The organism is Agromyces sp. GXS1127 (assembly GCF_050565425.1).
In the GTDB taxonomy this organism is placed as follows: domain Bacteria; phylum Actinomycetota; class Actinomycetes; order Actinomycetales; family Microbacteriaceae; genus Agromyces.
Genome location: NZ_JBOCIG010000005.1, coordinates 62,679 through 86,009, shown reverse-complemented (window position 1 = coordinate 86,009; position 23,331 = coordinate 62,679). Strand labels below are relative to the sequence as shown.

The window sequence follows — 23,331 nt, the reverse complement described above, 5'->3', positions numbered from 1 at the left end:
GGCGTCGGGAGCTTCGTCGCCTGGGTGAGCGGGCTCGACGCCGCTCCGCCGAGCCCGCCGTGCCTAACATGGAGCAATGCAGAGTGTCGCGGAGGCCCTCGACCGGCTCGCGGGTCTGGCGGCCTCGCCGACGGTCGCCACGCTCGCCGACGCCTTCGAGGCGGCCGGCTTCGAGTTCGCCCTCGTCGGCGGCCCCGTGCGAGACGCCTTCCTCGGCCGGTCGACGAACGACCTCGACTTCACGACGGATGCCACGCCCGACGAGATCCTCGCCGTGGTCAAGCCGATCGCCGAGGCGCACTGGGACATCGGCCGAGCGTTCGGCACCATCGGGGCGCTCGTGCACGGCCACACCGTCGAGATCACGACGTACCGCGCCGACGCGTACGACGGCACGTCGCGCAAACCCGAGGTGGTCTTCGGCACGTCGCTCGAGGACGACCTGGTCCGCCGCGACTTCACGGTCAATGCCCTCGCCCTGCGACTCCCGCAGCGCACGCTCGTCGACCCGTCGGGCGGCGTCGAGGACCTCATCGGCCAGGTGCTGCGGACGCCCGCGGCGCCCGAGGTCTCGTTCGGCGACGACCCGCTGCGGATGATGCGCGCCGCCCGCTTCGCGGCGCAGCTCGGGTTCGAGGTCGAGCCGGGCACGCGCGCCGCCATGTCCGCCCTCGCCCCGGAGATCGACCGCATCTCCGCCGAGCGCGTGCGCGACGAGCTGTCGAAGCTGCTCTGCACGGGCGCGGCGAGCCGCGGCATCCGCCTGCTCGTCGACAGCGGTATCGCGGCGCGCGTGCTGCCCGAGGTGCCGGCGCTGCGCCTCGAGATCGACGAGCACCACCACCACAAGGACGTCTACGAGCACAGCCTGACCGTGCTCGACCAGGCCATCGACTACGAGGTCTCGCGCGGGGTGCTCGACTCCCCCGATCTCGTGGTGCGCCTCGCCGCGTTGCTGCACGACATCGGCAAGCCCGCGACGCGGCGGCTCGAGTCCGGCGGAGCGGTGTCGTTCCACCACCACGACCTGGTCGGCGCGAAGCTCGCCCGCAAGCGGCTGCGCGCGCTGCGGTTCGACAACGACACGGTCAAGGCGGTGTCGCGCCTCATCGAGCTGCACCTGCGCTTCTTCGGGTACACGGATGGCGCGTGGACCGACTCGGCCGTGCGCCGCTACGTGCGCGATGCCGGCGACCAGCTCGAGCGGCTGCACATCCTCACCCGGGCGGATGTCACGACCCGCAACCGCCGCAAGGCCGACCGCCTCGGCTTCGCCTACGACGACCTCGAGGAGCGCATCGCGCGGCTCGCCGAGGAGGAGGAGCTCGCCGCGGTGCGCCCCGAGCTCGACGGGCAGCAGATCATGGCGATCCTCGGCATCCGCCCCGGCCCGGTCGTCGGCGAGGCGTACAAGTACCTGCTCGACGTGCGGCTCGACGAGGGCCCGATCGGGCCGGATGCCGCGCGCGAGCGCCTGCTCGCCTGGTGGGCCGGCCGCGGCGACGCCTGACGCCGCGCCCGCCCCGTCCGCCCATCCCATCCCGGGGTGTGATACACCTGCCGCCGAGTGATACCGGTGGGCCGGTATCACTCGGCGGGATCGGTATCACTCGGCACTGGCCGCGCGGATCCCCGTCCGGTTCGGCTTCGGCGGCGGGTGCAACAGACGACTGGTCCTCCACATGGCGGCGTAGTGGCCGGGCTCCGGATGGCTCGGGGAAACCGGACCGCGGGGTGTACGCACGGGGCAGGGTCGGCCCATGGACGAATACGCCCCGCGCAGGGCCGACCTCCGGTCGGCGGCGACACTCCGAACTCAGGGGGTCCACCGGCCCGAGCGTTCCGCCGAGCTGGTCAGGGTGCGTCGTGGGCTCTACGTCGCGGAGGACGCCTGGCCCGGCACGGAACGGGAGGCACGGCACTTCGTGAGGATGCAGGCCGTCGCGGCCGCGACATCCGACCCCGTCTTCTCGCACGAGTCGGCTGCGCTGCTCTGGGGCATTCCGATCGTCGGGCGCCTGGGCGGCGTGCATCTGATGGCGGGGGCGAAGATCGGACGCCGCACTCGCGGAGACGTCGTCTGGCACAACCATCGACTGGGTGATCGCGACATCGTCGAGATCGACGGGTTCGCCGCGACGAGCCTCGAGCGCACGGCGTTCGACCTCGCGGCGAGCCGATCCCCGCAGACGGGGGTGTCGGCGGTCGACGCCGTGCTCCGGGCTCGTCTCGTCTCGGCGCTCGGGACGCAGGTGGCCGGACTCGCGAAGGACGAGCTCATCGAGGCGTTCCGCGCCCGACCTCGCGCCCGCGGCATCCGCGGCGCCCTGATGTGCGCGGCATTCGCCGATGCTCGCTCCGGCTCGGCGGGCGAGTCGGTGAGCCGTTGGCACCTGCACCGGCTCGGGTTCCCGGCGCCCGAGCTCCAGGTGCCGTTCGCCCGGCTCGACGGCGGGGTCGACGTGGTCGACTTCGACTGGCCCGAGTACGAGCGCTTCGGCGAGTTCGACGGCTTCGGCAAGTACGTGCGGGAGCCGCTGACCGGGGGCCGGACGATCGAGCAGGTGGTCTGGGCGGAGAAGCAGCGCGAGGATCGCGTGCGGCGCCATCGCCCCCGCGGGTCGAGGTGGGAGTGGGCCGATGTCATGGATCCGCGTCGGCTCGAGCGACTGCTGCTCGCCGACGGGCTGCCGAAGGTGCGATGAGCCGCATCCCGACTGCCCATCGCGAGTGATACAGGCCGCGCCGAGTGATACGGGTGGGCCGGTATCACTCGGCGGCAGATGTAACACTCGGCGGAATGGAGATGCGGGCGGGAGCGTGCTGAGGCGGCCCCGGCCCGATGTGCGCGGGGGCGGGGCATCCGTTACACTTGACAGGTTGTCTGCGTGCCCGAATCCGGGCCTCCGCACGATGACGCATGTACACCCTCCTGTCACAGACCGTCTGTGACCGCTGAGTCCGAAGGAGGTGGGTCTGTCATGCACCAGTACGAGCTGATGGTCATCCTCGATCCGTCGATCGACGAGCGTACCGTTGCTCCCAGCCTCGACAAGTTCCTCAACGTCATCCGCAAGGACGGCGGCACCGTCGACAACGTCGACATCTGGGGCAAGCGTCGCCTGGCGTACGAGATCAACAAGAAGTCCGAGGGCATCTACGCCGTCGTCGACTTCACCGCCGAGTCCGCGACCACCAACGAGCTCGACCGCCAGCTGAACCTCAGCGAGGCCGTCATGCGCACCAAGGTGCTCCGTGCCGAGGAGGCGATCGCCCAGGTCGCCGCCGTGAAGAAGGCCGAGGAGGCGAAGGCCGCGAAGAAGGCCGCCGCCGCCGCGAAGGCCCCCGCCAAGAAGGACGCCTAGTCCCCATGGCCGGCGAGACCATCATCACCGTGGTGGGCAACCTCACTGCCGACCCCGAGCTGCGGTACACGCAGTCGGGGCTCGCGGTCGCGAACTTCACGATCGCGTCGACCCCCCGCACGTTCGACCGTCAGGCGAACGAGTGGAAGGACGGCGAGGCCCTCTTCCTGCGCGCGAGCTGCTGGCGCGAGTTCGCCGAGCACGTCGCGGGATCGCTCACCAAGGGAACCCGGGTCATCGCTTCCGGGCGTCTCAAGCAGCGTTCCTACGAGACGAAGGAAGGCGAGAAGCGCACGAGCATCGAGCTCGAGATCGACGAGATCGGCCCGAGCCTGCGCTACGCCACCGCGTCCGTGACGCGCGCCCAGTCCAACCGCGGCGTCGGCGGAGGCGGCTCCTTCGGGGGCGGCCAGCAGTCCGACGACGCGTGGGCGCCGAGCGCCCCCGCCCAGTCCTCGGGCGGCGGCGGCGACGTCTGGAACACCCCGGGCACCAACTACGGCGACGAGACGCCCTTCTAGGCCGTCAGGCCGGCGACGGATGCCACGCGGCATCCGCTCGCAACCAGAACTCACACACGACAGGAAAGATCAATGGCTGGAAAGAGCAGCGGCGACCGCCGCAAGCCTCGCGGCGGCAAGGGCGCGAAGAACGCCGCCCCCGCGAAGTCCGTCAAGGTCGGCGTCATCGACTACAAGGATGTCGCGACCCTTCGGAAGTTCATCTCGGAGCGCGGCAAGATCCGCGCCCGTCGCATCACCGGTGTCTCCGTGCAGGAGCAGCGCCTCATCGCCCGCGCCGTGAAGAACGCGCGCGAGATGGCGCTCCTGCCCTACTCGGGCTCCGGCCGCTAAGGAGCACGGAAATGGCAAAGATCATCCTCACGCACGAGGTCTCCGGTCTCGGCGAGGCCGGAGACGTGGTCGAGGTCAAGAACGGGTACGCCCGCAACTACCTCGTCCCCCAGGGCTTCGCGACCCCGTGGACCCGTGGCGGCCAGAAGCAGGTCGACCAGATCAAGGCCGCGCGCGCCGCGCGCGAGCTGCACTCCCTCGAGGACGCGCAGGCCCTCAAGGCCAAGCTCGAGTCGGCCAAGGTCAAGCTGGCCGTCAAGGCCGGCCTCGGCGGCCGCCTCTTCGGCTCGGTCAAGCCGGCGGATGTCGCGGCGGCCGTCGCCGACGCCGGTCTCGGCGAGATCGACAAGCGCAAGGTCGAGTTCACCGCTCCGGTGAAGTCGGTCGGCGACCACGAGGTCACCGTCAAGCTGCGCGACGAGGTCACCGCGACGATCACCCTCCAGGTGGTCGCGGCGAAGTAATCGCTTCCGACGCGAACGACGCGGCGGTGGGCTGAGGCCCCCGCCGCGTCGTCGTTTCCGCGCCGGTCGAGGGTGCGCAATACACCCCTCGAGACGGTGCCCGCAAGTCCGCTTTTCGGGGTGCTGTCCTCAGGTTTGTACACAGGACGGGACGGGCCGCAGTACGAAAACGGAAGAATTTTCCCCCAACAGGTGTGGATTGAAGAATGGCCAGGTCAGACCGGAATTCACTGGGTGCCATTCACAAGATTTCCACAGTTCTCCACAGCCCCTGTGCACATGTCCGGCGGCGTTTCGCCCACCTCTTCCACAGAGTTATCCACAGGCTGGCTTGTGCTGTGGGAAGCCCTTCCTTATGGTGAGTCAGTCTCCTTCGGAATGACGCCGTGAACGGGCCCCGCCAGAGCCGTTCGACGAGGTGTCGGGGGGTCCGAGCAGACTGGTCGCGGGGCGATGGAACATGCCCGTCGGGCGAGCGGAGGTAGCAGTGTCGATCGCGCACATCGGGATCGCGGAACCCGTCGACGACCCCGACGCCCGGCGCGGCGAGCGAACCCCGCCCCACGACCTCCTGGCGGAGCAGAGTGCGCTCGGCGGCATGATGCTCTCGAAGGACGCGGTCGCCGACGTCATCGAGACGCTGCGCGGCATCGACTTCTACGTGCCCAAGCACGAGGTCGTCTTCAACGCGATCCTCGCGCTGTACTCGCACGGCGAGCCGACCGACGTCATCGCGGTCACCGACGAGCTCACGAAGAACGGCGAACTGCAGCGCGCGGGCGGCGTCGAGTACCTGCACACGCTCACGAGCCTCGTGCCGACGGCCGCGAACGCCGGCTACTACGCGTCCATCGTGGCGGAGCGGGCGCTCCTCCGCCGCCTCGTGGAGGCGGGCACCCGCATCGTGCAGATGGGCTACGCGGGCGAGGGCGAGGTCGTCGAGCTCGTCAACAACGCCCAGGCCGAGATCTACTCGGTCACGGGGTCCGTCGAGAGCGAGGACTACGTCCCCCTGACGGATGCGATCGGCACCGCGATCGACGAGATCGAGGCGGCGAAGCACACCGACGGCAAGATGACCGGCGTGCCGACCGGGTTCGCCGACCTCGACGACCTCACCAACGGGTTCCACCCCGGGCAGATGATCATCGTCGCCGCCCGCCCCGCCATGGGAAAGTCGACGCTCGCGCTCGACTTCGCCCGCTCCGCGGCGATCACGCATGACCTGCCCACGATCTTCTTCTCGCTCGAGATGGGGCGCAGCGAGATCGCGATGCGACTGCTCTCGGCCGAGGCATCCGTGCCCCTGCAGAACATGCGCAAGGGCACCGTCGACTCCCGCGACTGGACCACCATCGCCTCCACGCGCGGCCGCATCAACGACGCGCCGCTCTACATCGACGACTCCCCCAACATGACCCTCGTCGAGATCCGCGCGAAGTGCCGCCGGCTCAAGCAGCGCGTCGGCCTCAAGATGGTCGTCATCGACTACCTGCAGCTCATGACGAGCGGCAAGCGCGTCGAGAGCCGCCAGCAGGAGGTGTCCGAGTTCTCGCGTGCGCTGAAGCTGCTCGCGAAGGAGCTCCAGGTGCCGGTGCTCGCGCTGTCGCAGCTGAACCGCGGCCCCGAGCAGCGTGCCGACAAGATGCCCGCGCTCTCCGACCTCCGCGAGTCGGGCTCGATCGAGCAGGACGCCGACATGGTGATCCTGCTCCACCGCGAGTCGGCCTACGAGCGCGACAGCCCGCGCGCGGGCGAGGCCGACCTCATCGTCGCCAAGCACCGCAACGGCCCGACCCGGACCGTGACCGTGGCGTTCCACGGGCACTTCTCGCGGTTCGCCGACATGGTGCAGGTGTAGCCGAGCTGCCCCCACAGCGCGCGGCCCGTCCCCGACGGGCCGCGCGCGGCGGTGGTCGCCGTCAGTTCCCGGCGGCCCTGCGGATGGCCTCGGCGACCCGGGCCTCGACCTCGGGCGTGAGCTTCAGCAGCGCGAACGAGGTGACCCAGAGGTCGCCGTCGTCGAGCTGGGCGGCCTCCTCGAAGCCGAGGGTGGCGTAGCGAGTCGTGAACTTCGACGCGGCCTTGAAGAAGACGACGACCTTGCCGGCGGCGTCGGTGTAGGCCGGGAATCCGTACCAGGTCTTCGGCACGAGGTGCGGCGCGACCTCCTTCACGATGCGGTCGATGCCCTCGGCGAGGGCGCGGTCGTCGTCGGGCAGCGCGTCGATCGCCTCGCGCACCGCCTTCTCGCCCGCCTCACGGGTCTTGCCGGCCTTCGCCTGCGCTCGCAGTTCGGCGGCCCGGTGGTTGACGGCGTCACGTTCCTCGGCGGAGAGTCCGTCGGTCCTGGCAGCCATGCTGTGCTCCTTCTCGAGTGATGGCGCGGTGTCGACTCTCACGTTACGGAGATCGGCCCGTGCGCGCTTCTCGATTCCTGATCGACTTCGCCGGCGCGTGCGATGGGCGTCGCCCGCGACATCCGGCAGGGCGTAGCGGATCGATTCCAAGTGGGGCTGGTGGGCGAACCTCGCACGTCGGGCGGGCCCGGCACCCTTCATCCGCTCCGGACGATCTCCGAGTCGGGAGCCGCCTCGGTTCCGCGCCGGCAGGCGACGCCGAGCGCGCTCAGCGGATGCCGCGGAACCGCGCTGCGCCGACGATCAGCGCGAGCGCCCCGCCGATCGCGGAGACCAGCGGCACGGCCGCGACCGCGAGGGCGATCGTGTTCGGCCGGAAGCGCAGCCCGTCGGGCCCGGTGATGTAGGCGCCGATGGGCACGGAGACGCCTCCGCCGCCCCCTCCGCTGCCCTCGCCGTGGCCCGCGAAGCTCTTGCCGGCTTCGGGCATGTCGCCTGACCCCTCGCCGGCCCCGAAGCCGAACACGACGAACGCGACGGGCACCGCCTCCTGTCCGTCGATCGTGGTCTTCTCGCCGTACGCCACGCGTGCGCCCCACGAAGGGACGGATTCCGCCAGGTTCTCGATGAGCTTGCCCATGGCGCAGACGCTACGCGCCATTCGGCGTGGCGGCCAGGGTCGGGGGGTGAACGGGTCATTGACGGGGCGGGCGGTGGTTGGGATGCTGGCACCGACCCGTGACGTGCGAGCCGAGAGGCGGTCGACATGGTCCTGTCAACGCGGGCGACCGAGGCGAGGGATTCGGTCGCGACGGTGACGTCGTTCTTCGCGAGCATCCAGGGGGCGGATGATCCGGACGCCCTCGACTTCACGTTCGGCAATCCGCACGAGATGGCGCTGTCCGGGCTGACCGATGCGATGCGCGCGCAGCTCGAGCCGAGGTCGGTCGACTGGTTCGCGTACAAGACGAGCGAGGCAGCGGCGCAGGAGGCCGTGGCATCCGGTCTTCGAAGGGAACTCGGCCTCGACGTGGAGCCCGCCGACATCGCGATGACGCAGGGTGCGTTCGGCGCCATCCGGCTGGCACTGGCGATGCTGACGGATGCCGGCGACGAGGTCGTCATCCCCGTCCCCGGCTGGTTCTGCTACGCCCCGATGCTGCACGCGGCGAACCTGGTGCCGGTCGGAGCGCCGCTGGCACCGGTCGACTTCAGCCTCGACGTCGACGAGATCGCCCGATCCATCACGCCGCGCACCCGCATGGTGATCGTGAACTCGCCGGCGAACCCGACCGGCCGGGTGTACCCGAAGGAGACGTGGGATGCCCTCGCGGAGGTCCTCGACGAGGCATCCCGCCGCCACGGCCGCCGGATCTGGCTGCTATCGGACGAGCCCTACCGCCGCATCCGCTTCGACGGCATCGGCTTCGCGAGCCCGGCGGGCTCGTACCCATGGACGCTCATCGACTACAGCTACGGCAAGGTGCTGCTGGCGCCCGGTCAGCGCCTCGGCTACCTCGCGATCTCGCCGCTGCTCGAGCCGGCGGATCGCCGCGCGCTGCGCGAGGCGTGCATGCCGATCCAGCTCGCGATCGGGTGGGGCTTCCCCGACGCGCTGATGCAGTACTCGGTGCCCGACCTCGAGCGCGTGTCGATCGACCTCGCCGAGCTCACCCGCAAGCGCGACCGCATGTACGGTGCCCTCCACGAGGCCGGCCACACGCTGACGAAGCCGGAGGGCACCTTCTACCTGTGGGGGCGCGCGCCGGGCGGCGACGGGGCGGCGTTCTGCACGGCCCTGGCCGAGCGTGGCGTGTTCCTCATGCCGGGTACGCTGTTCGACCAGCCGGCGCACTTCCGCATCTCGCTCACCGCGACCATGGAGATGATCGAGCGGGCACTGCCCGTGATCGTCGACGCGGTGCCCTGAGCACACACGAGGTCGGGCCGCGCAGGGCGGAGCGCGCTCTCCTACGCCCCGTCGACGCCGAAGAGCCCGCACACGAGGTCGTTGCTCGCCTCGACGTCCGCCGAATCCGACACCGAGGGCCCCTTGTGGAGCAGCACCTCGTCGGTCGCCATGTCGTAGACCGAGATGCCGGCGTAGTTCAGGACGGCGCCATGCCCGGCCAGGGTGAGCGTGCGGTACGCGCCCGAGTCGGTGATCGTCCCCTCCGCGAACTCGAGGAGCAGTCGCCGGGTGCCGTGCGGGTACACCGACTCGCCGGTCGTCGAGAGGGTCCACGTCATCTTGTACTCCATGGCGATGGCGAGGGAGACGACGTTCCCGTCCCGGTCCACGCGCTCATGGAACGACGCGTATCCCTCGAGCGGGCCGGAGACGATGCCGCCGTCGGCACAGGTCGCGACGACGATGCCCTCGTGATCGCCGATGTCGACGCGGTTGCCGTTGCCGTTGCCGTTGCCCGGTGCGGCATGCGCGACCGGCGCCGACAGCAGGGCGAGGGCGCCCGATGCGGCCAGGGCGATGGCCGCGGCACCGCCCCGGCGCAACCGCGCGCTCGGTGATCGCGCCGAGCGGGCAGCCGCATCCGATTCCGTCCGCGTGGTCGTGGCGCGCCGATGCGTCGGCCCCCAGGTCGGCTCGTTCATGGTCGTCCCCCTTGGTTCCCTTCGGATGTCGCGCACTGCGCGTGCGCGACAGCCACATGCTGCACGCGCCGGGCCGGTCAGGGCAATGGAACGCGGGTCACCGGCCATCACCGTTCGTGATGGATGGCGCCCGCTCCCGTGCCGGCTCCGGCGTCCGCTCCGCGGAACGACCTTCGACCGGCGACGCAGACGCCGACGCCGTCGCGGCCTGCAGCAGGACCTGCCCTGCCGCGGAGAGCGGCGGACGCCAGGCCAGCACATGCTCACACTGCGGCCCGCCGACGGGTTCGAGGTAGCGCAGGCCGAGCGCCTCGGCGACCCGTCCGACCTGACGCGGTACGAAGGCGACGGAATCGCTCGTCAACGCGGAAAGGAACGTGTCGCTCATCGAATCGACCGGCGGTCCGCCGCGCCGCATCCGTTCGCCGTTCATCAACGACCGGTAGGACCACTCGTCGGTCCAGGCGACGGGGGTGTCGATGGGGTCGATCGTCGCATGCCGAGACAGCTCCTCGAAGGTCAGTTCTCCGACGTCGGCCGCGAAGAGGTCGCTGCGGGGCCCGACGAGGATGCCCCGACCGTCGGTCGCGAGCGTGGCCGTCCGGACCCGGCCGTCGAGGATCGGTGCCGTCACGACCGCGAGGTCGACCTCGCGGCGGAGTACGCCCGCCACCTCCCACGGGCGGTGGCGTCCGACGACCAGCCGGACGTGCGCCCCGGCCAGGCGGGCCGCGGCGACCGCGGGCGCCACGAGGGGGAGCAGGCTCGGGTCCGCGATCGCGAGGCGGACCTCGGCGAGGTCGCCCGCGCTCTCGGCGGCCGCCCGCGCTGCGATCCCGACGAGTTCGGCGTCGTCGACCATCCGGCGGGCGATGCCCAGGACGGCGGCTCCGGCGGGCGTGGTCCGCACGCCGTCCCGGCCGCGCTCGAGCAGCCGCGCGCCGAGATCCCGCTCGAGCTGGGCGATCATCATGCTGAGCGCCGGCTGGGTGATATGGCCCTCGCGCGCGGCGGCGGAGAGCGACCCCGCCTCGACGACGGCGGTGAACCAACGCAGGTGACGCAGCTCCACTCGGACCTCCTCGAACCCAGCTGAGCCAATCATCCATTCGTGGTCGGGGTCGCGGAAGAGGGCTGACCCGGAGGCGTGCACCGTTTGCGTCGCGGCCGATCGGGGCCTACCATGACCTCGCACGATATCCGAATGAGCCATTCGATTATCGAACGCGACGACTTGCACCACAACGACGTGAGGAGCACCACGTGCAGTTCCACCACCACGGCTACGTGTCCGGCGATCCCCGGGTGCAGCCCGCTGCCGGCGTCGGCGTCGACCGCCCCGAGGAACTGCCCGACGAGGTCGACGTGCTCGTCGTCGGCTCGGGCCCCGCCGGCATGCTGCTCGGCGCGCAGCTCTCGCAGTACCCCGACGTCGTCGCCCGCGTCATCGAACGCCGCGACGGTCGGCTCGTGCTCGGCCAGGCCGACGGCATCCAGCCGCGCAGCGTCGAGACGTTCCAGGCGTTCGGCTTCGCCGAGCGCATCACCGCCGAGGCCTACAACATCGGCTACATGAACTTCTGGGGCCCCGACCCGGCCGACCCGACGAAGATCATCCGAACCTCCCGCACCGAGGACTACGGATACAAGATCAGCGAATTCCCGCACCTCATCGTCAACCAGGCGCGCGTGCTCGACTACTTCGCCGAGGCCGCCGCCAACGGGCCGGGCCGGATCAGGCCCGACTACGGCATCGAGTTCATCGGACTCGCCGTGCACGAGGAGGGCGCCGACGCCGCGGGCGAGTACCCCGTCGAGGTGCGCGTGCGCCACACCGCCGGGGAGCGCGAGGGCGAGGAGCGCACGGTGCGCGCCAAGTACGTCGTGGGCAGCGACGGTGCCCGCAGTCGAGTCCGCGAGGCGATCGGCCGCAAGCACGTCGGCGGCATCTCGGCGCACGCCTGGGGCGTCATGGACGTGGTCGTGAACACCGACTTCCCCGACTGGCGCACGAAGTGCGCGATCAACTCGGCCGCGGGCAACATCCTGCACATCCCCCGCGAGGGCGGGTACCTCTCCCGCATGTACATCGACCTCGGAGAGGTGGCCGACGACAGTCACGAGGTGCGCAGGACGCCGATCGAGACGATCATCGCCAAGGCGAACGACATCCTCCACCCGTACACGCTCGACGTGCGCGACGTCGCCTGGTTCAGCGTCTACGAGGTCGGCCATCGGGTCACCGACCACTTCGACGACCGCGCTGTGTCCGACACCAGTGGGCGGGCGGATGCCGCGCCGCGGGTGTTCCTCACCGGCGACGCGTGCCACACGCACAGCGCGAAGGCCGGCCAGGGCATGAACGTCTCGATGCAGGACGGCTTCAACCTGGGGTGGAAGCTCGGCTCGGTCGTCACCGGCCGGGCGCCCGCAGAACTCCTCGCGACCTACTCGTCGGAGCGACAGCCGGTCGCGCAGCAGCTGATCGACTTCGACCGCGAATGGTCCTCGCTCATGGCACGCAAGCCGGAGGAGATCTCGGACCCGCAGGAACTGGCCAAGCACTACCTCGGCACCGCCGAGTTCCCGTCGGGGTTCATGACCCACTACGGGCCGTCCATGATCACCGGCGACGCGTCGCACCAGGCGCTCGCCACGGGGTTCCCGCTCGGCATGCGCTTCAAGTCCTCTCCGGTCTCGCTCGTGTGCGATGGGAACGTCGTGCACCTGGGCCACCACGCCAAGGCCGACGGCCGGTGGCGGATCTACGCGTTCGCCGACGCGCCCGCCGCCGGCGAGGCATCCGCCCTCGAGGACTGGGCCGAGTGGATGGCGTCGCCCGACGCTCCGCTGACCCGGTACACGCCGGAGGGCGGCGACATCGACGCCGTGTTCGACGTCAAGGTGATCTACCAGCAGGCGCACGAGGACGTCGACATCATGGCCGCGCCCGAGGTGTTCCGGCCGAGGACCGGACCGCTCGGGCTCATGGACTGGGAGAAGGTGTTCGCGGCCGGGCCGAGCGCGTGGTGCCCGACCGACATCTTCGAGGAGCGGGGAATCTCCCGCGACGGCGTCGTCGTCGTGGTGCGCCCCGACCAGTACGTCGCCCACGTCCTGCCGCTCACGGCCACCGACGGGCTCGCGGCGTTCTTCGCGCAGCACCTGCTGCCGCAGCGCGCGGCGGCGGCTCGCGTTCAGGCCCCGTAGCTGCGCGAGATCGCGCGCGCGGCGGCGGTGAGCCGCGCCGCGATCTCGCCCTCGGGCCGTGGCAGCGACACGTGGATCACGGCGATCGCGGCCGGCGGCTGCCCGGGCAGCGTGAGCGGCACCGCGACCGACCGGAGCGACGGCACGACCTCGTCGTGGCTCAGCGCATAGCCGCGCGCGCGGCTCTCGGCGATCTCGGCGCGCAGCGCATCCGGCACGGAGCCGGGCCAGGAGCTCTCGGGCATCGCGAGCAGGATCGCCTTGCCCGGTCCGCCGCGCGTGATCGGGTGCCGGTGGCCGGGGCGGTACGAGACCACCGTCATCGTCTGGCGCGGGGCGGCGCTCAGCAGCGTGACCGCCTCCTCGTTGTCGGCGAGCACCGCGATGAGGCACGTCATGCCGAGCTCGTTCGCGACCTCGGTCAGCTCGGGCAGGGCGACCTGCTGCAGGTCGCGCGCGACCCCCGCGGCGAGGGCGGCGAGCCCGGTGCCGAGCGCGAGGCGGCCCGAGGCGTCGCGCGTGACGAGCGTGTGCTCCTCGAGGGTGCGGACGAGGCGGTAGGCCACCGACCGGTGCACGCCGAGGGCCGCGGCGACCTCGTCGATCGTCAGGTTGCGATCGGCGTCGGCGAGCACCTCGAGCACCCGGATGCCGCGGCTGAGCGTCTGCGATCCCGCCGCCGCTGCCGGCCTCGCTGGGTCCACGGCGGTCCTCCGTCACCTGCAGGGCCCGAGCGGATGCCGCGGGCACTCGGTCGATAGTAGAACGCGTCGCACGGAATCCGAACAGCCGCTCGCGGCGGCGCGGCAAGATCGCCGGCGGCCCTCTCCGCAGCGACCGGCAGCTCCCCCAGCACTTTCCGATCGGCGAAAGAATGCCCGGTCTTTCGATGTCATCGAGCGTGAAACATGGAGTCGCACGCATCCGTGGACCTAAAGTGATCGCGTGCAGCACCGTCGCCGCTCCGGCCCCCACCGGACGACGGGCTCGCACGGACCCGTCCCCGAGGTGCCGCATCGCCTCGACTGACCAGGGTCGAGCGATGAGAGGGAGTACGCATGACGCGCATCGGCGTCGTCGCCGAGCAGGGCTCGGAGACCCGGGTCGCCGCCACGCCGGCGACCGTGAAGCAGTTGATCGGCCTGGGGTACGAGGTCGTCGTCGAGACTGGCGCGGGCGCGGGCTCGTCGTTCCCGGATGAGGCGTACGACCTCGCGGGCGCGGGCCTCGTGACGCGCGAGGCCGCGTTCGCGAGCGACATCGTGCTGAAGGTGAACCAGCCGGCGCCGGACGAGATCGCGGCGCTCGCGCCGGGCACGACGCTCATCGGCCTGTTGAGCCCGGCGCTGCGGCCCGACCTGCTCGAGTCGCTGTCGGCGCAGGGCGTCACCGCGCTGGCCCTCGACGCGGTGCCGCGCATCTCGCGCGCGCAGTCGATGGACGTGCTGAGCTCGATGGCGAACATCTCGGGCTACCGCGCCGTCGTCGAGGCGGCCCACGAGTTCGGCCGGTTCTTCACGGGCCAGGTCACCGCGGCGGGCAAGGTGCCGCCGGCGAAGGTGCTCGTGGCCGGTGCCGGCGTCGCCGGACTCGCGGCGATCGGCGCGGCATCCAGCCTCGGCGCCATCGTGCGGGCGACCGACCCGCGACCCGAGGTCGCCGACCAGGTCAAGTCGATCGGCGGCGAGTACCTGAAGGTCGAGGTCGCGGTCGAGCAGTCCACCGACGGGTACGCGAAGGCGACGAGCGAGGCGTACGACCGGCGCGCGGCCGAGATCTACTCCGAGCAGGCCCGCGACGTCGACATCATCATCACGACGGCGCTGATCCCGGGCCGGCCCGCACCTCGCCTGATCACCGCGGCGGATGTCGCGGCGATGAAGCCCGGCAGCGTCATCGTCGACATGGCCGCCGGCCAGGGCGGCAACGTCGAGGGCTCGGTCGCGGGCGAACGGACGGTCACCCCCAACGGCGTGATCATCCTCGGCTACACCGACCTCGCCTCGCGCCTGCCCGCGCAGGCGTCGCAGCTCTACGGCACGAACCTCGTCAACCTCGTCAAGCTCCTCACGCCCGGCAAGGACGGCGAGCTCGTCATCGACTTCGACGACGTCGTGCAGCGCGCGGTGACGGTCGTGCGCGACGGCGAGACGACGTGGCCGCCGCCGCCCGTGCAGGTCTCGGCGGCTCCGGCGCCCGCGGCTCAGGGTGGGGCGGATGCCGCGGCATCCGCCGCAGGCCCGAAGCCGAAGCGCACGCTCTCGAAGGGCGGCCGCGCGGCGCTCATCGCCGTGGGCATCGCGGCGCTGTTCCTCGTGAACGCGATCGCGCCCGCGCCGCTGCCGCAGCACTTCACGGTGCTCGCCCTGTCGATCGTGGTCGGGTTCTACGTGATCGGGAAGGTCGCGCACGCGCTGCACACGCCGCTCATGAGCGTGACGAACGCGATCTCGGGCATCATCATCGTCGGCGCGATCCTGCAGGTCACGAGCGACGTGCCGATCGTCCAGGTGCTCTCGGCGATCGCGATCCTGATCGCGAGCATCAACATCTTCGGCGGGTTCGCGGTGACCCGGCGCATGCTCGGCATGTTCGCCAAGGACGACCGGACGACGACGTGACCGCGCCAGCCCCCTCCGGCGCCGTCGCCCCCGCGACCGCCGCCGCCACCGCGACCCTGACGACGACGTTCCCGAGGAGCCCCGAGCGTGCCTGAGACCCTGATCACCCCCGAATCCATCGCGGGCGCCGCCTACCTCGTCGCGGCCTTGCTGTTCATCCTGTCCCTCGCCGGACTGTCCAAGCACGAAACCGCCCGGGCCGGTGTCGGCTACGGCATCGCCGGCATGGCGATCGCCCTGGTCGCGACCGTCTGGCTCACCTTCCAGGGCGCCTGGGGCGAGCCCGCCGCGATGACGGGCCTCGGCCTGCTCGTCGTCACCGTCCTCGTGGGCGGTGCGATCGGGCTGTGGCGCGCGCGGGTGGTGCAGATGACCGGCATGCCGCAGCTCATCGCCCTGCTGCACAGCTTCGTCGGCCTCGCGGCCGTGCTCGTCGGCTGGAACGGCGCGCTCGCCGAGCCGCACCTCGAGGGGGCGCTCCTCGACATCCACCACGCCGAGGTCTTCATCGGCGTCTTCATCGGCGCGGTGACCTTCACCGGGTCGATCGTCGCGTTCCTGAAGCTCTCGGCCCGCATGAAGTCGGCGCCGCTCGTGCTGCCGGGCAAGAACGCCCTCAACCTCGGCGCGCTGGTCGCGTTCGTCGGGCTCACCGTCTGGTACGTGATCACGCCGGAGCTGTGGCTGCTGGTCGTCGTGACCGCGCTCGCGCTCGCGCTCGGCTGGCACCTCGTCGCCTCGATCGGCGGCGGCGACATGCCCGTCGTCGTGTCGATGCTGAACAGCTACTCGGGCTGGGCGGCCGCGGCCGCGGGCTTCCTGCTGAACAACGACCTGCTCATCGTGACCGGCGCGCTCGTCGGCTCCTCCGGTGCCTACCTGTCGTACATCATGTGCCGCGCCATGAACCGCTCGTTCATCTCGGTCATCGCGGGCGGGTTCGGCATCGAGGCACCCAAGAAGGGCGAGGACGACCTCGGCGAGCACCGCGAGATCGTGGCCGAGGATGCGGCGGAGCTGCTGAAGAACGCCTCGAGCGTGGTCATCACGCCCGGGTACGGGATGGCGGTCGCCCAGGCGCAGTATCCCGTCGCCGAGTTGACGGCGAAGCTGCGCGAGCGCGGCATCGACGTGCGCTTCGGCATCCACCCCGTCGCCGGACGCCTGCCCGGGCACATGAACGTGCTGCTCGCCGAGGCGAAGGTGCCCTACGACATCGTCGAGGAGATGGACGAGATCAACGACGACCTGGGCTCCACGTCGGTCGTGCTCGTCATCGGCGCGAACGACACCGTGAACCCCGCCGCGGCCGAGGACCCCGGCAGCCCGATCGCCGGCATGCCGGTGCTGCGGGTCTGGGAGGCCGACAACGTGATCGTCTTCAAGCGGTCCATGGCCTCCGGCTACGCCGGCGTGCAGAACCCGCTCTTCTTCCGCGACAACGCGCAGATGCTCTTCGGCGACGCCAAGGAGCGGGTGGAGGACATCCTGAAGGCGCTCTGACGCCCAGCAACCTCTCGATGACGGCCCGCGTAGGATTGAACGGTTCCCCAGTCGAAAGAGGTCGCCGTGGCCGATGCCCGCGATGCCGCGCCCGAACACGCAGGCGCCTGGCTGCTCCCGGTGACCCGTGGAGCGCTCGCCATCGTCCCGTCCGTGGTCATCACGTTCTCACAGGACCATTCGGCGGCGTTCGGCCTCGCGGTGTTCGGCTGGTGGGCGCTCGTGGCCGGCGTCGTGGTGGGCGCGCTGTCGGCGCGGCTCGTCGCCGACCGCCTCGCGCGGTGGACCTTCGTCGCGAACGGCGTGATCACCGCGACCGCCGGGCTCGTCGCGCTCTGGCTCGCGGGAACCCCCTCGGCCGGTGTCGGCGCGTTCACCTTCACGGTGGCCGTCTGGGCGGCGATCACCGGCGTCCTCGAGCTCTTCGCCGGCATCCGCGCGCGCGGCCGCATCGCCGCCGCGCGCGACTGGCTGGCCGTGGGCGGGCTCACCGCCCTCCTGGCCCTCGTGTTCGTCATCCTCCCGCTCGATCCCGTCACCGCGGTCGGCCTCCTCGGCGCGTACCTCGTCGTGGCCGGCGTGCTGCTCGTGATCGGCGGGTTGTCGTTGAAGTGGGCCGCGTCCCAGCCGGCCGGCTCCGGCGACGCGGCATCCGGATCGGAGCGATCGTGACCAACTCCCCCGACGGCGGCTACCGTCCGAGCCGGCGCGACGTGCTGCGCCCCGTCGAGTACGTCGGCGGCGCCGCGATCGCGGCGGTCTTCACCGCGTTCATCGTGCTGTTCGGCACGCGCGACTGGACCATCACGCTCATCACGCTCGGCGGCGTCTTCATCATCGTGCTGATGGTGCTCGCGCTCCTCTCGATGACCGTGAAGCCGAACCCCGGCGAGCACGGCGACGGCTCGGGCGGCGACCCCGAGCGGCGTGCGGGCGGCGACTCGCCGCACTGATCGCCTCGTGCCTCGGTGATCGAGTAGCACCGGCGCGCAGCGACGGAGCGTATCGAGATCTCGCGGGGGTCTCGATACGCTCGCCTCGCGTGCTCCTCGACCACCGGTGACGGGCTTCGCGTGCTACTCGACCACCGGGAGGCGGTCGACCAGCTCGTCGGCGATGCCCGTGTACGTCGCCGGCGTCAGCGCGAGCAGGCGCTGCTTCGCGTCATCCGAGATGTCGAGCGCGCCGACGAACTCGGCGAGCTCGGCCGCGCCGACGCGCTTGCCGCGCGTGAGCTCCTTGAGCAGCGCGTAGGGGTCCTCGATCGACGAGCGGCCGGCGGCGACCTCGGCGCGGATCACCGTCTGGATCGCCTCGCCGAGCACCTCCCAGTTGCCGTCGAGGTCGGCCAGGAGCAGGGCGCGGTCGAGGTCGATCTCGCCGAGGCCGCGCAGGATGTTGTCGAGCGCGAGCACCGAGTGGCCGAAGCCGACGCCGATGTTGCGCTGCGAGCTCGAGTCGGTGAGGTCGCGCTGCAGCCGCGAGGTGACGAGCGTCGCGGCGAGCGAGTCGAGGATCGCCGACGAGAGCTCGAGGTTGGCCTCGGCGTTCTCGAAGCGGATCGGGTTGACCTTGTGCGGCATGGTCGACGAGCCGGTGGCACCGGCGGCCGGGATCTGGCGGAAGTAGCCGAGCGAGATGTACGTCCAGATGTCGGTCGCGAGGTTGTGCAGCACGCGGTTGGCGTGCGAGATGCGGCCGTAGAGCTCGGCCTGCCAGTCGTGCGACTCGATCTGCGTCGTGAGCGGGTTCCAGGTGAGGCCGAGGCCCTCGACGAACTCCCGCGAGACGGTGGGCCAGTCGACGGATGGCGCGGCCACGACGTGCGCCGAGAACGTGCCCGTCGCTCCCGAGAACTTGCCGAGGTACTCGGTCGCCTCGACCTGGCGGAGGATCCGCTGGAGGCGGTACGCCACGACCGCGAGCTCCTTGCCCATCGTGGTCGGCGTGGCCGGCTGGCCGTGCGTGCGCGAGAGCATCGCGGCGTCGCGGTGCTCCTCGGCGAGGCCGATGAGCTTGGCGATGACGGCGCGGAACTTCGGCAGCCACACCTGGGCGACGGCGTCGCGCACCGTGAGCGCGTAGGAGAGGTTGTTGATGTCCTCGCTGGTGCACGCGAAGTGCGTGAGCTCGGCGAGGTTCGACAGGCCGAGCTCGTCGAGCTTGCCGCGCACGAAGTACTCGACGGCCTTCACGTCGTGGCGCGTCGTCGCCTCGACGCGCGCGAGCTCGTCGATGTCGGCCTGGCCGAAGTCGGTGACGACCGCGCGGAGCGCCTGCTTCGCGTCATCCGTCAACAGGCCCGTACCGAAGAAGCCGCGATCGGTCTGCGCGATGAGCCACTCGATCTCGACGTGCACGCGCGCGCGGTTCAGGCCGGCCTCGGACAGGTGCTCGCCGAGTTCGCCGACGGCGGCGCGGTAGCGCCCGTCGAGCGGGCTGAGCGGCTGGGGAGGCAGCGAAGTCATCGGATTCCTTGTCTGAGAGCCGGCGCGAGTTGCCGGAAGAGCGCCTGAGTCGACCGCTCTATCATCCCAAGAACGCGGTCGAAGGTCGCATCGTCGCTGTAGTACGGGTCCGGGACGTCCTGCATGGCGGCGAGTTCGGGGTCGAACTCGAGCAGCAGCCGCACCTTGTGCGCGTCGACCGTCGTGCGGGCCCAGTTGCGCAGCACGCGCGACTGACCGCGGTCGAACGCGACCACGAGGTCGAGCGTCGGGAAGTCCTCGGGGTCGAACTGGCGCGCCCGATGCCGGCTGCCGTCGTACCCCGCGCGCTCGAGCGCCTCGAGGGTGCGGTGGTCTGCCTGCTCCCCCACGTGCCAGTCGCCGGTCGCCGCGGACTCGATCTCGAGGCGGTCGCCGATCCCCGCGCGTTCGGCGAGGGCGCGCAGCACGACCTCCGCCATCGGCGACCGGCAGATGTTGCCGGTGCACACGAACGAGACACGGAAGCGCTGCGCGGAGTCCCCGGCCGGGTCCGCAGGCGTCATGGAACCCTATTCTGGACCGAATCCGGGTGTCGGGAACAGAGCGGGATCGGGTGCGGGTATTCCGCGAGGTCCGGGGTGAGAGGGGGCGGCCGTGGCGGATGCGCCCGACGCCGACGTCGAGGTCTCCGCCCCGCTCGTCTCGAGGCTCGTCGCAGCGCAGCATCCGTCGTTCCTCGGACCGATCCAGGCGGTCGCCGTCGGGTGGGACAATGCGATCTTCCGGCTCGGCGAGGCGTGGGCGGTGCGGATGCCGCGGCGAGCGCTCGGCGATCGGAACGTGCGGCACGAGCAGCGGTGGCTCGCCGAGGTCGCGGCCGCCCTGCCGCCCGGGATCGCGGCGCCGGTGCCGGTCGCGTCCGGCGTGCCCGGTGAGGGCTACCCGTACGCGTGGAGCATCACGCCGTGGTTCGAGGGCGACGCCGCGGCATCGGTCGACCCGGTCGACCGGGCCGGCATCGCCGAGCCGCTGGCCGAGGCGATCGTCGCGCTCGGCCGCCCCGCACCGCCGGATGCGCCCGCCAACCCGTACCGCGGCGTGCCGCTCGCCGCGCGCGACGACGTCGTCGCCGAGCGCCTCGCGTCCGGCCGCCTCGGGCGGGTCGTGCCGACGGATGCGGCGGCGCTCGCCGAGGTGTGGCGGGATGCGCTCGCGGCTCCCGCGTGGTCCGGCCCGGCACGGTGGGTGCACGGCGACCCGCACCCGGGCAACCTGCTCGTCGCTCGGGGCGCCGGCGGCGGGCTGCGACTGGCGGCGCTGCTCGACTTCGGCGACCTGACGTCGGGCGATCCGGCGACGGACCTCGCCGCGGCCTGGCTCGTGTTCGACGCAGACGGCCGGGCGCGGTTCCGTCGGCGGGTCGAGGAACTTCGGTCGACGGATGCCGCGGACTGGGCGCGTGCGCGCGGCTGGGCGCTCGCGATGGGCTCGGCCATCGTCGACACCGTGGGCGTCGGAGGGCCGATCGGCCGCGTGGGCGCGCACGCGCTGCGCGAGGTGCCGGCGGACTGAGGTCGGACCCGTCCGCCCCGCGTCGCAGCCGTCCTCCCCACCCGTCGAAGCCGAGGCCGTCACCGCCTGAGCCGACGACGCCGCCCGTCGCCGGCTCCGGCGCGCGCATCATCGTCGGGTGATCCGGTCCACCTCCTCCCCCGCAGCCAGGCTCGATGCGCTCGAGCGGGCGCTCGTCGCGCTCCGTCGGCTCCGCGTCGAGGTCGAGCACGTCCGGCCCGGTCTGGTGCTCGAGCGCATCGAGGGCTGGCACGCCGAGGCCGCCGACCGCTACGCCGGACGAGCCGGGGAGCTTCGGCTCGCGCTCGCGGGCGCCGAGCGCTCGCTGCTCGATGCGGAGGGCCGGCTCGAGGTCGAGCGGGAGCGTACGCGCGACGCCGTCACGGCTGCGGCCCTGGCCGCAGCGACACCCGATCGACCGGTGTCCGCGGCGGGAGCGGGCCGATGAGCGACCTCACGGTCCGGAGCGGCGGGCGGTACTCCGTCGAGACCGACGCGCTCATCGCCGAGGCCGTGCGGCTGTCGGCCGCGGCGCACGTCATCGACGGATGGACCACCCGCGCGGCGATGCTGCGCGCCGAGGCCGAGCAGCTCGGCCACGCCGACGCCGGCTGGAGCGCGGCGATCGACCTCGACACCGCCCACACCGGTTTCGCCGCCGCGAACGCCGCCGCGACCGACCTGTCCTCCAGCCTCGGGCTGTCCGCCGCGCGCTACGCGGTCACCGAGGACCTGGTGGCGGGCCTCGCGGACGCAAGCCGACGAGTCGCCGCCGGCCTCATGGGCCTGGTGCTCCCCGGGCTCGCGCTGCCGATGCTGTCGGCCGGCGCGATCTCGGTCGGCGTCATCGCGAGTGCGAACGTCATCCCCCTGCTCATCGACCACGAGCGCCACCTCGACGACGTCGGCGCGGCGCTCGACGAGTTCGGGCGGTCGATCCTCTCCGATCCGGCGTTCGTCGGCCTGGTGCGCGCCGCGGCCGACCAGGCCGACGAGTTCCTCGCCGGGCTCTTCAGGATCCCGGGACTGTTCGCCGTCGGCGCCGGGCTCGACGCGCCCGAGAACGCCGGCCTGCTGCTCGCGGCCGCCGGGGCGGTCGGACTCGTCACCGGCTCGCGCACGCTCCGCGAGACGGCGATCGGCGATCCGGTGCGGGTGGATCCCCCACCGGGCCGCGGGGCGCGCGGTGCGGAGCCGGGAGCGCCGCCCGCCGGCATCGGCGCCGACGGGGCCCCGATCCCGGCCGGCGGCATCCAGGACCTCGCCGAGCGCATCCCGCCCTCCGACGCGGGCGGACCGCAGGTGCGCATCGAGCGCTACGAGACCGACGACGGTCCGCGCTGGATCGTGTACTCGGCGGGCACGGCCGACTTCGGCCTGACGCCCGATGAAGAGCCGTACGACATGACGGCCAACCTGCACGGCGTCGCCGCGGCATCCGCCCTGCACGACCTCGTCGGCCTGCCGACCGAGGCCGCGGCCTCCGAGCGCGCGGTCCGCGCGGCCATGCGGGAGGCGGGTATCGCGGACGGCGACCCCGTCATGGTCGTCGGCCACTCGGCGGGCGGGATGGTCGCCGCCAACCTGGCGGCGGATCCCGACCTCGGCGTGGTCGCCGCCGTGAACTTCGGCGGTCCGGCCGCCCAGGTGGCGACGGGCGCCACTCCTCTGCTCTCCGTCGGGCATGACGAGGACTTCGTGCACGCCACCGCCGGATCGGGCGTGCCCGCCACCGGGCGCATCGAGGTGGGGCTGAGCGCCGGACCCCTGGACCCCGATGCGGACGGGATCGTGCCCGCGCACGCGATGGACCGCTACGTCGCCTCCGCGCGCCAGGTCGACGCCTCGGCGGACCGGCGACTCGTCGAGTTCCGCGGGCTCGTGACCGGGTTCACGACGGGAGCGACCTCGGCCGAGGTCACGTACTGGCGCGCGGAGCGGAAGGCCGGATGACCCTCAGTCCGCCGGCCGCACCACCAGCCCGATCAGCCAGCTGATGAGCCCGAGCACGAGCGCACCGAGCACGCCCCACCAGAACCCGTCGACCTCGAGCCCGAAGCCCATGAGGCCGCTGATCCAGTCCACGAGGAGCAGCAGCAGCCCGTTGACGATGAACGAGATGAGCCCGAGCGTGAGCACGTAGAGGGGGAACCCGACGATCCGGATGAACGTGCCGATCGTCGCGTTCACGATCCCGAAGATGGCGGCGATGAGCAGGTACGTGAGCACCGTCGCGATGTCGGTGTCCTCGTACGGCACGACCCTGACGCCGGACACGATGAGCGTCGTGAGCCACAGGGCGAACGCCACGACGATGACCTTCAGGAGGAAGCGCATGCC

The 23,331-nt window shown here is 71.6% G+C and carries 24 protein-coding genes; 16 read left to right on the top strand and 8 right to left on the bottom strand.

The window, feature by feature from the left end:
* The first annotated feature begins 76 nt into the window (after window positions 1-76).
* The 7 genes from ACQ393_RS10630 (at window position 77) to dnaB (ending at window position 6,544) form a co-directional block, all read left to right on the top strand.
* The gene (locus tag ACQ393_RS10630) at window positions 77-1,510 is read left to right on the top strand and encodes a CCA tRNA nucleotidyltransferase (protein ID WP_430646804.1); all 1,434 of its coding nucleotides are present in this window, start codon (window positions 77-79) and stop codon (window positions 1,508-1,510) included.
* A 250-nt stretch (window positions 1,511-1,760) separates the two neighbouring features.
* Window positions 1,761-2,705: a hypothetical protein gene (locus ACQ393_RS10625; RefSeq protein ID WP_430646803.1), complete on the top strand. Its 945-nt coding sequence runs from the start codon at window positions 1,761-1,763 to the stop codon at window positions 2,703-2,705.
* Between the two features lie 276 nt (window positions 2,706-2,981).
* Window positions 2,982-3,365, top strand: coding sequence for a 30S ribosomal protein S6 (gene rpsF / locus ACQ393_RS10620; protein WP_430646802.1), 384 nt, complete (start codon window positions 2,982-2,984; stop codon window positions 3,363-3,365).
* Window positions 3,366-3,370: 5 nt separating this feature from the next.
* Window positions 3,371-3,886: a single-stranded DNA-binding protein gene (locus ACQ393_RS10615; RefSeq protein WP_430646801.1), complete on the top strand. Its 516-nt coding sequence runs from the start codon at window positions 3,371-3,373 to the stop codon at window positions 3,884-3,886.
* Between the two features lie 72 nt (window positions 3,887-3,958).
* Window positions 3,959-4,219 carry a 30S ribosomal protein S18 gene (gene rpsR / locus ACQ393_RS10610; RefSeq protein ID WP_067947514.1) on the top strand — a complete coding sequence of 87 codons (261 nt, stop codon included), beginning with the start codon at window positions 3,959-3,961 and terminating at the stop codon, window positions 4,217-4,219.
* A gap of 11 nt (window positions 4,220-4,230) precedes the next feature.
* Window positions 4,231-4,683, top strand: coding sequence for a 50S ribosomal protein L9 (rplI, locus tag ACQ393_RS10605; protein ID WP_430646800.1), 453 nt, complete (start codon window positions 4,231-4,233; stop codon window positions 4,681-4,683).
* Between the two features lie 487 nt (window positions 4,684-5,170).
* The gene (dnaB, locus tag ACQ393_RS10600; protein ID WP_430646799.1) at window positions 5,171-6,544 is read left to right on the top strand and encodes a replicative DNA helicase; all 1,374 of its coding nucleotides are present in this window, start codon (window positions 5,171-5,173) and stop codon (window positions 6,542-6,544) included.
* 61 nt (window positions 6,545-6,605) lie between these two features.
* On the opposite strand, the gene ACQ393_RS10595 is transcribed toward dnaB, so the two are convergent.
* Both ACQ393_RS10595 and ACQ393_RS10590 read right to left on the bottom strand, forming a co-directional pair.
* On the bottom strand, window positions 6,606-7,043 hold the full coding sequence (locus ACQ393_RS10595) for an iron chaperone (protein WP_430646798.1): 438 nt from the start codon (window positions 7,041-7,043) through the stop codon (window positions 6,606-6,608).
* 268 nt (window positions 7,044-7,311) lie between these two features.
* Window positions 7,312-7,683 (bottom strand): hypothetical protein, encoded by a 372-nt coding sequence (locus ACQ393_RS10590; RefSeq protein WP_430646797.1) that lies wholly within the window; start codon window positions 7,681-7,683, stop codon window positions 7,312-7,314.
* Between the two features lie 126 nt (window positions 7,684-7,809).
* Between ACQ393_RS10590 and ACQ393_RS10585 the strand changes: the two genes are divergently transcribed.
* A complete protein-coding gene (locus tag ACQ393_RS10585) occupies window positions 7,810-8,973 on the top strand; it encodes an aminotransferase class I/II-fold pyridoxal phosphate-dependent enzyme (protein ID WP_430646796.1) in 1,164 nt (387 codons plus the stop codon).
* A 41-nt stretch (window positions 8,974-9,014) separates the two neighbouring features.
* Here ACQ393_RS10585 and ACQ393_RS10580 read toward each other — a convergent pair whose 3' ends face one another.
* Both ACQ393_RS10580 and ACQ393_RS10575 read right to left on the bottom strand, forming a co-directional pair.
* The gene (locus tag ACQ393_RS10580) at window positions 9,015-9,656 is read right to left on the bottom strand and encodes a hypothetical protein (RefSeq protein ID WP_430646795.1); all 642 of its coding nucleotides are present in this window, start codon (window positions 9,654-9,656) and stop codon (window positions 9,015-9,017) included.
* Between the two features lie 97 nt (window positions 9,657-9,753).
* Window positions 9,754-10,728 carry a LysR family transcriptional regulator gene (locus tag ACQ393_RS10575; protein ID WP_430646794.1) on the bottom strand — a complete coding sequence of 325 codons (975 nt, stop codon included), beginning with the start codon at window positions 10,726-10,728 and terminating at the stop codon, window positions 9,754-9,756.
* A gap of 191 nt (window positions 10,729-10,919) precedes the next feature.
* On the opposite strand from ACQ393_RS10575, the gene ACQ393_RS10570 reads away from it, so the two are divergent.
* On the top strand, window positions 10,920-12,866 hold the full coding sequence (locus tag ACQ393_RS10570; RefSeq protein WP_430646793.1) for an FAD-dependent monooxygenase: 1,947 nt from the start codon (window positions 10,920-10,922) through the stop codon (window positions 12,864-12,866).
* Here ACQ393_RS10570 and ACQ393_RS10565 read toward each other — a convergent pair.
* Entirely contained in the window at window positions 12,854-13,570 is a 717-nt protein-coding gene (locus tag ACQ393_RS10565) for an IclR family transcriptional regulator (protein ID WP_430646792.1), read from the bottom strand. The two genes, ACQ393_RS10570 and ACQ393_RS10565, sit on opposite strands and share 13 nt — an antisense overlap.
* Window positions 13,571-13,924: 354 nt before the next feature.
* Between ACQ393_RS10565 and ACQ393_RS10560 the strand changes: the two genes are divergently transcribed.
* The 4 genes from ACQ393_RS10560 to ACQ393_RS10545 all read left to right on the top strand — a co-directional run bounded on the left by ACQ393_RS10560 (window position 13,925) and on the right by ACQ393_RS10545 (window position 17,943).
* Window positions 13,925-15,487 (top strand): Re/Si-specific NAD(P)(+) transhydrogenase subunit alpha, encoded by a 1,563-nt coding sequence (locus ACQ393_RS10560; RefSeq protein ID WP_430646791.1) that lies wholly within the window; start codon window positions 13,925-13,927, stop codon window positions 15,485-15,487.
* An 87-nt stretch (window positions 15,488-15,574) separates the two neighbouring features.
* The gene (pntB, locus tag ACQ393_RS10555; protein WP_430646790.1) at window positions 15,575-16,990 is read left to right on the top strand and encodes a Re/Si-specific NAD(P)(+) transhydrogenase subunit beta; all 1,416 of its coding nucleotides are present in this window, start codon (window positions 15,575-15,577) and stop codon (window positions 16,988-16,990) included.
* 66 nt (window positions 16,991-17,056) lie between these two features.
* Window positions 17,057-17,662 carry a DUF308 domain-containing protein gene (locus tag ACQ393_RS10550; protein WP_430646789.1) on the top strand — a complete coding sequence of 202 codons (606 nt, stop codon included), beginning with the start codon at window positions 17,057-17,059 and terminating at the stop codon, window positions 17,660-17,662.
* Window positions 17,659-17,943, top strand: a complete 285-nt coding sequence (locus tag ACQ393_RS10545) for a hypothetical protein (protein ID WP_430646788.1) — start codon at window positions 17,659-17,661, stop codon at window positions 17,941-17,943. Before ACQ393_RS10550 ends, ACQ393_RS10545 begins: the two co-directional genes overlap by 4 nt.
* 123 nt (window positions 17,944-18,066) lie before the next feature.
* Here the strand turns inward: ACQ393_RS10545 and purB are convergent, their stop codons facing one another.
* Window positions 18,067-19,458, bottom strand: coding sequence for an adenylosuccinate lyase (gene purB / locus ACQ393_RS10540; protein ID WP_430646787.1), 1,392 nt, complete (start codon window positions 19,456-19,458; stop codon window positions 18,067-18,069).
* Window positions 19,455-19,982: a low molecular weight protein-tyrosine-phosphatase gene (locus tag ACQ393_RS10535; RefSeq protein WP_430646786.1), complete on the bottom strand. Its 528-nt coding sequence runs from the start codon at window positions 19,980-19,982 to the stop codon at window positions 19,455-19,457. The genes purB and ACQ393_RS10535 overlap by 4 nt, the downstream gene beginning before the upstream one ends.
* A gap of 91 nt (window positions 19,983-20,073) precedes the next feature.
* Between ACQ393_RS10535 and ACQ393_RS10530 the strand changes: the two genes are divergently transcribed.
* From ACQ393_RS10530 to ACQ393_RS10520, 3 genes are all read left to right on the top strand, one after another.
* Window positions 20,074-20,991: an aminoglycoside phosphotransferase family protein gene (locus ACQ393_RS10530; protein ID WP_430646785.1), complete on the top strand. Its 918-nt coding sequence runs from the start codon at window positions 20,074-20,076 to the stop codon at window positions 20,989-20,991.
* A 118-nt stretch (window positions 20,992-21,109) separates the two neighbouring features.
* Complete coding sequence (locus ACQ393_RS10525) at window positions 21,110-21,439, top strand: hypothetical protein (RefSeq protein ID WP_430646784.1); 330 nt, start codon at window positions 21,110-21,112, stop codon at window positions 21,437-21,439.
* Complete coding sequence (locus ACQ393_RS10520; RefSeq protein WP_430646783.1) at window positions 21,436-22,944, top strand: alpha/beta hydrolase family protein; 1,509 nt, start codon at window positions 21,436-21,438, stop codon at window positions 22,942-22,944. The genes ACQ393_RS10525 and ACQ393_RS10520 overlap by 4 nt, the downstream gene beginning before the upstream one ends.
* A gap of 3 nt (window positions 22,945-22,947) precedes the next feature.
* Here the strand turns inward: ACQ393_RS10520 and ACQ393_RS10515 are convergent, their stop codons facing one another.
* The gene (locus tag ACQ393_RS10515; protein ID WP_353815029.1) at window positions 22,948-23,328 is read right to left on the bottom strand and encodes a phage holin family protein; all 381 of its coding nucleotides are present in this window, start codon (window positions 23,326-23,328) and stop codon (window positions 22,948-22,950) included.
* Between the last annotated feature and the right edge of the window lie 3 nt (window positions 23,329-23,331).

Bases quoted from the DNA above. Each gene is read 5' to 3' on its own strand.
- ACQ393_RS10630 (WP_430646804.1), top strand. From the start codon at position 77: ATGCAGAGTGTCGCGGAGGCCCTCGACCGGCTCGCGGGTCTGGCGGCC.
- ACQ393_RS10625 (WP_430646803.1), top strand. From the start codon at position 1,761: ATGGACGAATACGCCCCGCGCAGGGCCGACCTCCGGTCGGCGGCGACA.
- rpsF (WP_430646802.1), top strand. From the start codon at position 2,982: ATGCACCAGTACGAGCTGATGGTCATCCTCGATCCGTCGATCGACGAG.
- ACQ393_RS10615 (WP_430646801.1), top strand. From the start codon at position 3,371: ATGGCCGGCGAGACCATCATCACCGTGGTGGGCAACCTCACTGCCGAC.
- rpsR (WP_067947514.1), top strand. From the start codon at position 3,959: ATGGCTGGAAAGAGCAGCGGCGACCGCCGCAAGCCTCGCGGCGGCAAG.
- rplI (WP_430646800.1), top strand. From the start codon at position 4,231: ATGGCAAAGATCATCCTCACGCACGAGGTCTCCGGTCTCGGCGAGGCC.
- ACQ393_RS10595 (WP_430646798.1), bottom strand. From the start codon at position 7,043: ATGGCTGCCAGGACCGACGGACTCTCCGCCGAGGAACGTGACGCCGTC.
- ACQ393_RS10590 (WP_430646797.1), bottom strand. From the start codon at position 7,683: ATGGGCAAGCTCATCGAGAACCTGGCGGAATCCGTCCCTTCGTGGGGC.
- ACQ393_RS10585 (WP_430646796.1), top strand. From the start codon at position 7,810: ATGGTCCTGTCAACGCGGGCGACCGAGGCGAGGGATTCGGTCGCGACG.
- ACQ393_RS10580 (WP_430646795.1), bottom strand. From the start codon at position 9,656: ATGAACGAGCCGACCTGGGGGCCGACGCATCGGCGCGCCACGACCACG.
- ACQ393_RS10560 (WP_430646791.1), top strand. From the start codon at position 13,925: ATGACGCGCATCGGCGTCGTCGCCGAGCAGGGCTCGGAGACCCGGGTC.
- purB (WP_430646787.1), bottom strand. From the start codon at position 19,458: ATGACTTCGCTGCCTCCCCAGCCGCTCAGCCCGCTCGACGGGCGCTAC.
- ACQ393_RS10535 (WP_430646786.1), bottom strand. From the start codon at position 19,982: ATGACGCCTGCGGACCCGGCCGGGGACTCCGCGCAGCGCTTCCGTGTC.
- ACQ393_RS10520 (WP_430646783.1), top strand. From the start codon at position 21,436: ATGAGCGACCTCACGGTCCGGAGCGGCGGGCGGTACTCCGTCGAGACC.
- ACQ393_RS10515 (WP_353815029.1), bottom strand. From the start codon at position 23,328: ATGCGCTTCCTCCTGAAGGTCATCGTCGTGGCGTTCGCCCTGTGGCTC.